We start from the raw sequence: 9,526 nt of genomic DNA on the forward strand, positions 1-9,526 counted from the left end.
ATTTTTATAAACTAACATTTCCTATTAGTATACTTGGTATTAAATGTTATTTAACACTTTACCAAAAGAAGATTATGATCGTCAATCCATCTTTTAGACTTATTCGGGTAAAATAATAGCAGAAACCATTAAAGCGATGAAAGGAGTGGATCATATCCATGCTGCATCATATGGAGCTGTCAACTGTAAAACGGGATGAAATGAGAGATATTACACGTGAAGTTTCCGCCCTGGTAAAAGAGAGCAGTGTACAAAATGGAACTGTGCTTATTTACTGCCCGCACACAACCGCAGGAATCGCCATTAACGAAAATGCTGACCCTGACGTTAAACGTGACGTCTTGATGCGTCTTGACGAAGTCTTTCCATGGGAGCATCCGAAATATCATCATGCTGAGGGCAACACCGCCTCCCATCTGAAATCCATCACCTGCGGCCCCTCACAGCAGATCATTATTGCAGAAGGAAAGCTTCTTCTCGGACGGTGGCAGGGAATTTATTTCTGCGAGTTTGACGGGCCGCGAAATCGAGAGTACTACGTCAAAATCATGCAGGGGTAATCTCAGTAATAAAGGGAATAGCAAAGGTTACCGAAAACAAAAAAAGACAGGCGGCTGGTTCGAACTAAATCCCAAATGTTATACGTGGGTAACATTTGAAAACAGTTCACTGCTGCCTGTCTTTACATTCATTAGGAAATTGACGTTTCAACGCAACAACGGAGTAATTCAGTGAAGTGAAAGCTTAAAAAAATTCGCCTTTTACGTATACAAGCGGGGGTTACACCCTGCTGTATAAGCTTCGGCACAGTACTCTTACGTGAGAGACAGCGGCTGGTTTAATCTCCTCAAAGCTAATCCTGTCTTGAATATAAAACGAAACAAAGCCGTGTATGGATAAGAACAAAGTGAGGGGCAGGTTGCGCCTCTCCTCCTCACAATAAACATCATCCCGCAAATGCTGCCGTACCAATGCCGAGAACAATTCAAAACATCGGCTTTGTTCGGTACGACAGTAAGCAAGCAGCTCTTCGTCCCTGATCATAAACATAATCTCGTACTGGTAAGGATTGCTGAGTCCGAACCGTACAAATTCAAGCAATAATTGTTCCACCTTGGAGAAGCCTTCTGTAGGTGCTCTTCCGGCTGCTTCATTCAGCAGTATAGTAAGATCGTTGAAGTCTTTCATGACAATGGCGTAGAAAAGCTCCGCCTTTTCCTTAAAATGATAATATAAGGACCCGTGGCTGTAACCCAGGTGCTGCCCGATGCCTCGCATCGAGATGGCCCGGTATCCTTTAGTAATAAACAAATGCCTGGCCGCTTCCAATATACGCTCTCTAGACAACTCCCGTTCTACCGCTCTTCTTGCCATCTCATTTTATTCCCCTTCAGTAAAGTAGAGCCGCTCTCCCTCCGTAATGACGGACTGTCCCTGTGTTAAATCGACCATCCATGCGATAAAATCATCTTTTCCTTCATTCAATGGCAAGCAAGTGAGTGTAACCTTGTCTGCAAACATCGTCTCACCCATTCGAATATTCCGGCTGTGCAGCTCATTCTCCACCTTGCCAAGCCAAGTATAATCCAGCTCAACAAACACTTCTCTGTGAAGCACGCGTGTAATAGCTTCCCCGGCTTCAATAGCCGCTACCGCTCCGTCGGTGTAGGCCCTGATCAGCCCGCCTGCCCCGAGCATGATGCCGCCAAAATAACGTGTGACAACAATGGCTACATTTTTAAGCCCCTGATTTCGGATCACTTCCAGAATCGGCTTGCCTGCCGTTCCGCTTGGCTCTCCATCGTCTGACTGCTTCTGGATCTCATCCCGTTCCCCAATCATATAAGCGGAACAGTTATGAGTTGCGTTCCAGTGCTTCTTCTTTATTTCCTCAATGAATGCGACTGCGGCCTCCTCAGTCTCTACAGGCATTACATGCCCAATAAACCGGGATTTTTTAATGACGATTTCTTTCGAACCCGACGACCGCACCGTTTTGTAACGTTCCAGCATATGCCGATATCAACCCCTTATTGCCAAGAAAGCAGTCCCCGGCCCTATCAACCGGAAAACTGCTTCCTTCAGCTTGTTCTGTCTTATGTGTTAGATGGTGTTATTCGGAAAGTCTGGCTTCAAGCTCTGCTTTTTCTTTCTCGTAACCCGGCTTGCCAAGCAAAGCGAACATGTTCTTCTTGTACGCTTCTACTCCTGGCTGGTCAAACGGGTTCACACCTAACAGATAACCGCTGATTCCGCAGGCCTTTTCGAAAAAGTATACCAGATATCCAAAGGAATAGGGAGAAAAATCTGGAATTGTAACAATCAAGTTAGGAACCTGACCATCCGTATGCGCCAGCATCGTTCCCTGGAATGCTTTTTTGTTGACAAAATCCATCGTTTTTCCAGCCAGGAAGTTAAGTCCATCGAGATCTTCCGGATCGGATTCAATCGTAATATGGCTCGATACATTCTCTACCTGAATGACGGTTTCAAAAATGTTACGGCTGCCTTCCTGTACGAATTGACCCATGGAGTGCAGATCGGTAGAGAAGTCCACAGACGCCGGATAGATTCCTTTGAAGTCCTTTCCTTCGCTCTCGCCGTACAGCTGCTTCCACCATTCGGAAACAAAGTGCAGGGACGGCTCATAATTGACCAAAATCTCAATGCCTTTCCCTTTGCGGTACAGCATGTTGCGGACAGCTGCATATTGATAAGCTTCGTTCTCCGCAACGTTCGGGTTGCTGTACTCTTTCGCAGCGTCAGCAGCACCCTGCATCATCTCTTCAATATTGATGCCTGCTGTTGCAATCGGCAGCAAGCCTACAGCCGTCAGAACGGAATAACGTCCACCTACGTCATCTGGAATGATAAAGGATTCATAACCTTCCTCATTAGCCAGCTTTTTGAGCGCTCCTTTTTCTCTGTCCGTTGTAGCATAGATGCGCTTGCGCGCTTCTTCCTTGCCATACTTCTTCTCCAAAGCTGCACGGAAAATACGGAAAGCGATCGCCGGCTCCGTCGTTGTACCGGATTTGGAAATGATATTGACGGAAAAGTCTTTGCCTTCAATGGCCTCAAGCAGATGGTTAACATAAGTGGAACTGATATTGTTCCCTGCAAAATAAATTTCTGGCGTTTTCCGCTTATCCTTCGGAAGTACGTTATAGAAGGAATGGGACAGCATTTCAATGGCTGCGCGCGCACCAAGGTAAGAACCGCCGATACCAATTACGATCAAAACATCGGAGTCACTTTGAATCTTGGCTGCCGCTTTTTGAATGCGTGCGAATTCCTCTTTATCATATTGAGTCGGCAGGTCGATCCATCCGAGATAGTCCGAACCGGCACCGGTTTGATTATGTAATTGATCATGAGCTAAACGAATCGGCTCAGCCAAATAATCGATCTCATGCTGATGAATAAAAGAAAGGGCTTTGCTGTAATCAAACTTCACTTTTTTGGACATTAGTTTAGAGCCTCCTGTATTTGTCTTGTAGAGAGTCAACATTTATAATAGGATACTTTAATTTTTTCAAGCGATCAAGTTTCGCCTCGGAACTGTCAAGCTTTAGCCATGAAGGCATAATCCGCCTTACAGCGGTGTATAGCGTGTAGAATATACGATAACACCGTGTTAAGATGAACATATCCGAGAAAAAATACGCTTAGAGGTGGTACTCATGAAAAAAATCGGATTTATCGGCCTTGGCACGATGGGCGCTCCTATGGCCTCCAACCTGCTAAAACAAAATTACAAAGTAACGGTTTACAACCGCACGACGGAGAAATGCTTCCCGCTTGCGGAACAAGGCGCTGCTACTGCGCCAACCCCTCGCGAAGCTGCTAAAGGTGCAGATGTCGTTATTACGATGGTAAGTAACGATGACTCCATACGCGATATTTTTTACAGCGATAACGGCATCCTTTCCTCATTAACCGAGGGCATGACCGTGATCGATTGCAGCACGATCTCCCCGAGCCTTGTGAAAGAAATCGCTGCAGAAGTATCGTCTCACGGCGCTTCCTTCCTGGATGCTCCTGTTACAGGCAGCAAACCTGCGGCGATTGATGGCTCCCTTGTCTTTATGGTCGGCGGAGATGCAAACGTGATTGAAGCTCAAGCTGATCTGTTCGATACCCTCGGGCAAAAGGTCATTCATATGGGACCAAACGGCAGCGGAGCTGTAGCCAAGCTGGCCCATAATACAGTCGTTGGAATCAACAATCTCGCTCTGGCCGAAGGATTTGCCATTGCTGCGAAATCCGGCATTCCAGCGGACAACTTCCTTGAGCTGGTTAAGCTCGGCTCTGCTGGAAGCAAAGCTGCTGAACTCAAGGGCCATAAAATCATCGAAGGTGATTTCAGCAACCAGTTCTCTCTTGGCCTGATGCTAAAAGATCTGAAGCTTGCCTCTTCCCTTACAGACGGCATCGGCATGCCTTCACCTATGTTGAACCTGGCAAAAAGCTTGTTCCAAGCCGGTGCAACCGAAGGCTATAGTGAAGAAGATCTTTCGGCTGTCGTGAAATGCTACGAAGCATGGATCGGCCAAACCATCGGCGGACAAAAATGAAATCATAAATTAACAGCCCATACCTGCTTTCTGCGATTGTATCCTTGACTTTTAAAGGCTGTCGCCCGAGACGGCAGGTTTTTTCTTTTGCCTGACTGTAACATTTTGTGGAATATTACGTCATTAATACTACAGGGAGGAATGAACAAAATGAAAACCAAGAGATTCAAAATATTGGCCGCAGCCGTCTTATCCGCAGCTATGCTGATCCCCTCGCTCCGTCCCCTGCATGCGCAGGCAGCCTCGAACACGATTTCAACCACAGCTCCACAGGCTTACATAAACGGCAATCAAGCCCACGGTGTAGTGTTGATTCGTGAAGGAAACACCTTTGTCACGCTAACCGATCTTAAACAACTCGGAGACTACGTCTACCAATACGATAACGTGAAAAAGGAAGTAACCATTACCGGAAAAGGTACGACGGTCATGGTTACCGCCGGCAGCAAAACCATGCAGAACAACGGCAGCAAAGTACCGTTAAAGGTCGCGCCGTTTCTTCACAAAGGTAAAATGATGATTCCGCTACGCGCCGTAGCTGATGCCTTTGACGCATATGTATATTGGAACGGTCCTGCCAAAACCGCGTATATCACCAAGCCTCGTTCCGAGACCATTGCCGATTTAAAGAGCAAGGATCTTGCCACCGCAAGAAATGCAGTTATTACACTTCCACATATATCGAAGCTGCCTCAGGCAGAGTTAGAAAGAACCTATATGGAAATGCAGGGTGTAAATTATTATTTCCCTAAAAACGAATGGGATAAATACTTTATTCTAGACAACGATCTTGTCAGCTATTATGAAATTCAGGGAAATATAGCTGAACTGAAATGGCAGGCCAAACTTGATAACAAAAGCAAAAAGCACAGTAACTTATTCTTTCTGAAGACCGATATCAAGAAAGAAATCGGCACCCAGCCTAACGTGAAAAATTGGACGATTGCCGAATTTACTTTCCGCTATCCGGTCGGTGTGACCTCCTACGAGTTGATCAACAGCCAAGGTACAATCACCAGCGGCTGGATCGAATTGAATAAAGATGATCCATCCTACAAAGGCGTGATCGTCGATATTCCTGAGGAGTCTGAAAGCAAATAACAACCTCTAAATAAGCAATAGATAGATCGGCACCCGCAAAATTGCGAGTGCCGATAGCTATCTAATCATGATATTGATCGATTTTGGTGATTAGAGCAGCGATTTCACGCGGCTAACCACATTTTCTACTGTAAATCCGTACTCTGCAATTACACGATCGCCAGGAGCGGAAGCGCCAAATGTGGAGATACCCATGATGTCGCCTTTTTCACCGACATAACGCTCCCATCCGAACGGATGAGCCATTTCGACAGCCAGACGGGCCTTCACATCAGGCAGCAGAACGGAATCTTTGTAAGCCTGATCCTGCTGATCAAAGAGATCCCAGCTTGGCATGCTGATCACGCGAACTTGAATACCTTCCTTAGCAAGCGCTTCTTGTGCTTTTACCGCCAATTGAACTTCGGAACCTGTTGCAATAATTTGCGCTTGCGGCTTGCCTTCCTTCGCATCCGCGACTACATAAGCCCCTCGCTTAATACCTTCACGTGCTTTTTCAGCCGTAGCTTCAAGAATCGGCAAGTTTTGACGAGTGAGTACAAGCGCTACAGGACGATCCTGATTCTGAACCGCATAAGCCCATGCAGCCGATGTTTCATTCGCATCAGCAGGACGGAGTACAGTCAAACCTGGAATGATGCGCAAGGATGCAAGCTGCTCGATCGGTTCGTGAGTCGGACCGTCTTCCCCAACCGCAATGCTGTCATGTGTCAACACATACGTGACAGGCAGCTTCATAAGCGCAGCCAAACGTACAGCCGGACGCAAGTAATCGGTAAATACGAAGAATGTACCGCCGAAAATTTTCAGTCCGCCATGCAGGGCAATACCATTCATAGCTGCTGCCATCGCAAATTCGCGAACTCCATAATAAATGTTGCGTCCTTCGTAGCTGTTTGCCGTGAAGGAAGCGAGGCCGTTCAGATGCGTCATCGTGGAGCTCTCCAGGTCAGCAGAGCCGCCCAGCAGATTCGGTACGCCTTCAATCAAACCGTTTAAGGCTTTACCGGAAGCAATACGGGTAGACATCGCTTTATCTTCCACCGTATATTTAGGCAAGTCCTTATCCCAGCCTTCAGCCAGTTCACCTGCTACCGCCCGTTCAAACTGTGCTGCAAGCTCCGGATAAGCCGCTTTGTATTTCGCAAACTGCTCTTCCCATGCTTTAAAGGATGCGATACCTTGCTCCTTCACCTGGTTGAAATGCTCACGAACCTCTTCAGGCACATAGAAATCCTCTTCATAAACCCAATTGTAAAATTCCTTCGTCAGCTTGGCTTCCTCGGCTCCAAGCGGAGAACCGTGCGTACCGCCGTGGCCACCTTTACCTTGCTTGTTCGGGCTTCCGTAACCGATGATCGTCTTCACTTCAATCAATGTCGGACGGCTCAGATCAGCTTTCGCTTCTTCAATCGCCTTTTCGATCGCAGGCAAATCGTTTCCATCTTCTACGCGGAGCACTTGCCAGCCGTAGGCTTCAAAGCGCTTAGCTACATTTTCGGAGAAAGCAAGATTCAGTTCACCATCAAGTGAAATATCATTGGAATCATACAGCATAATCAGCTTGCCAAGCTTCATATGACCAGCCATAGAAGCGGCTTCTGCTGACACACCTTCCATCAAATCGCCGTCACCGCAAATACCGTACGTGAAATGATCGATAACCTTAAAGTCATCTTTGTTGTAAACTGCACCCATATGCGCTTCCGCCATTGCCATACCGACAGCCATAGCAATACCTTGCCCCAGCGGACCTGTCGTTGCATCAACGCCAGCTGTGTGCCCGTATTCCGGATGGCCTGGTGTTTTGCTGCCCCACTGACGGAACTGCTTCAAATCCTCAATCGAAAGATCATATCCGCATAGATGAAGCAGGCTGTACAACAGCATCGAGCCGTGGCCAGCGGATAATACAAAGCGGTCGCGGTTGATCCATTCAGGCTGGTCCGGGTTATGCTTCATCGTTTTGGCAAACAGCTGGTAGCCCATAGGTGCCGAACCCATCGGCATGCCGGGATGACCGGATTTTGCTTTTTCGATAGCATCGATAGCCAGCGTCCGGATCGTAGCAATGGACAGGTTGTCAATTTTTGTATTGGTTGTCATGATTCGTCCTCCTCAATTACGTTGCTCATTACAAGCTTCTTACACTTCGCCCAGGTTACCCGAAAACTGTTCATTCGGGTATAAAAGCAATTAGGAAAGTTGAGTATATCATTTTGACTCTTATTGTACCATCTGTATGGATTCTTTTCCACAATACGATATTAATTTCTATACGGACTAGGAACATCCTTCATGCATTATGTCCTTTATATGAGGGGTTATAACCGGAAGAGAACCATTTGAAGCAAAGGGCGGCTTCGATCCAGCAAAAAACCGGAACCCCATCTTCTGGAATCCCGGTCTGTCATATCCCTTATTTACGCTTTAACAAGAATTTTCACTTGATTTTTCTCTTTGAGCAATGCTTCAAAGCCTTGATCAATCACTTCGTCCAATGTAATTTTCTTGGTTACCAGTTTATCAGCGGAGAAGAAACCTTTCTCCATCAAGCTGATCACAGCCGGGAATACATCCCGATATCCGATAATCCCGGTTACAGAGCGTTCTTTGTTCACGATAATATTCGGCTGGATGGATGCTTCCTGTTCAAAAATGCTGACAATCATCGTTTCTCCGCCAATTTTAGTGGAATGGATCGCCTGACTCAATACCGCTGGAACACCGGTAACTTCAAAGGCGACATCGACACCGCCATCGGTCCGCTTATGTAATTCTTCCACCACATCATATTGCTTTGGATCAATAACAATCGCACCGAATTCCGCAGCTTTCTGCTTCCGCTCCTCCGAAAGCTCTACCGCATAAATCTCGGATGCTCCGGATGCTTTCAGCGCCTCAATGACAAGCAAACCGATCGGGCCTGTTCCAAATACAACCGCCTTGTCACCCACTTTGAGCTTACTGCTTCGCACCGAGTGCAGAGCAACGGCAGCTGGCTCAACCAGGGCTCCCTGCTCAAAAGAGATCGCCTCCGGAATTTTATGTATCATCACTTCTGGTATGGATGCATATTCAGAAAATCCGCCGCCACCGCCCGCCAATCCATAAAAGCCCATCTTATCGCACAGATTATACTTGCCTTGTCTGCACGCATCACATGTTCCGCATGAATAAATCGGCTCAACCACGACGCGGTCCCCAACGCTTGCTCTTGTTACACCTTCACCCACCTCAACGACTTGTCCGGAAAATTCATGCCCCATGACAATCGGAGCTTTATCGCCGCTAAGCGGATGATTCTCAGTAGGGATAAAGATCGGCCCGGCCGTATATTCGTGCAAATCACTGCCGCATATACCGCACCATTCCACTTTTATTTTAACTTGGCCTTTGGAGGGCTTTGGCTCCTCAATGTTGTCCAATCTCAAATCCTTAGCAGCATGCCATCTCAAAGCTTTCATTAAAATCATCTCCCGATTATTTTTTGAACGCTCACAATAATAACTCTACTAACTATTTAAAAAATAAACAAATGCAATTTATTATACTAATGTTAATTAAGTTCAATTTTTTACATTTAATTGTTTAATATCGACAAAATCATTTAAAAATCGACGCACTTCACACATTATTCAAAAAAAACTCCCGCCCTTGCAAGTGGATGAACCTACCTGCAAAGACGGGAGTAGAAAATGACGATAAGCTATCCCACCATATTTAACGTGAATTCCGATTTTTCGCTCTGAGCAGGCGATCCATTGCGGATTCGCCCTGCTCATCCGCAGCCTGCGCCTTGCCGCCGGATGGCTTCGGCGGCGGGCTTGCCGAGCGCCCGCCGCTGC

At 46.7% G+C, this 9,526-nt stretch carries 9 protein-coding genes; 3 read left to right on the forward strand and 6 right to left on the reverse strand.

Annotated elements, in window-relative coordinates; all coding sequences use genetic code 11:
* Positions 1–158 precede the first annotated feature (158 nt).
* The gene (locus C8268_RS05075) at positions 159–560 is read left to right on the forward strand and encodes a secondary thiamine-phosphate synthase enzyme YjbQ (RefSeq protein WP_106766677.1); all 402 of its coding nucleotides are present in this window, start codon (positions 159–161) and stop codon (positions 558–560) included.
* Positions 561–780: 220 nt separating this feature from the next.
* Here C8268_RS05075 and C8268_RS05080 read toward each other — a convergent pair whose 3' ends face one another.
* From C8268_RS05080 to C8268_RS05090, 3 genes are all read right to left on the reverse strand, one after another.
* Positions 781–1,374 (reverse strand): TetR/AcrR family transcriptional regulator, encoded by a 594-nt coding sequence (locus C8268_RS05080; protein ID WP_106766678.1) that lies wholly within the window; start codon positions 1,372–1,374, stop codon positions 781–783.
* Between the two features lie 6 nt (positions 1,375–1,380).
* The gene (locus C8268_RS05085; RefSeq protein WP_106766679.1) at positions 1,381–2,013 is read right to left on the reverse strand and encodes a YigZ family protein; all 633 of its coding nucleotides are present in this window, start codon (positions 2,011–2,013) and stop codon (positions 1,381–1,383) included.
* A gap of 100 nt (positions 2,014–2,113) precedes the next feature.
* Complete coding sequence (locus tag C8268_RS05090; RefSeq protein ID WP_106766680.1) at positions 2,114–3,469, reverse strand: glucose-6-phosphate isomerase; 1,356 nt, start codon at positions 3,467–3,469, stop codon at positions 2,114–2,116.
* A 214-nt stretch (positions 3,470–3,683) separates the two neighbouring features.
* On the opposite strand from C8268_RS05090, the gene C8268_RS05095 reads away from it, so the two are divergent.
* Together C8268_RS05095 and C8268_RS05100 are read left to right on the forward strand one after the other, a co-directional pair.
* Positions 3,684–4,577, forward strand: a complete 894-nt coding sequence (locus tag C8268_RS05095; RefSeq protein ID WP_106766681.1) for an NAD(P)-dependent oxidoreductase — start codon at positions 3,684–3,686, stop codon at positions 4,575–4,577.
* Between the two features lie 150 nt (positions 4,578–4,727).
* On the forward strand, positions 4,728–5,678 hold the full coding sequence (locus C8268_RS05100) for a copper amine oxidase N-terminal domain-containing protein (protein WP_106766682.1): 951 nt from the start codon (positions 4,728–4,730) through the stop codon (positions 5,676–5,678).
* A 90-nt stretch (positions 5,679–5,768) separates the two neighbouring features.
* On the opposite strand, the gene tkt is transcribed toward C8268_RS05100, so the two are convergent.
* From tkt to C8268_RS22610, 3 genes are all read right to left on the reverse strand, one after another.
* Entirely contained in the window at positions 5,769–7,784 is a 2,016-nt protein-coding gene (gene tkt, locus C8268_RS05105) for a transketolase (RefSeq protein ID WP_106766683.1), read from the reverse strand.
* Between the two features lie 317 nt (positions 7,785–8,101).
* Positions 8,102–9,145 carry a 2,3-butanediol dehydrogenase gene (locus C8268_RS05110; RefSeq protein ID WP_106766684.1) on the reverse strand — a complete coding sequence of 348 codons (1,044 nt, stop codon included), beginning with the start codon at positions 9,143–9,145 and terminating at the stop codon, positions 8,102–8,104.
* A gap of 171 nt (positions 9,146–9,316) precedes the next feature.
* On the reverse strand, positions 9,317–9,526 hold a 210-nt coding region (locus C8268_RS22610; RefSeq protein ID WP_158702678.1), incomplete at its 5' end, for a hypothetical protein.

This window comes from Paenibacillus faecalis (assembly GCF_900289175.1).
GTDB lineage: Bacteria > Bacillota > Bacilli > Paenibacillales > Paenibacillaceae > Paenibacillus_AQ > Paenibacillus_AQ faecalis.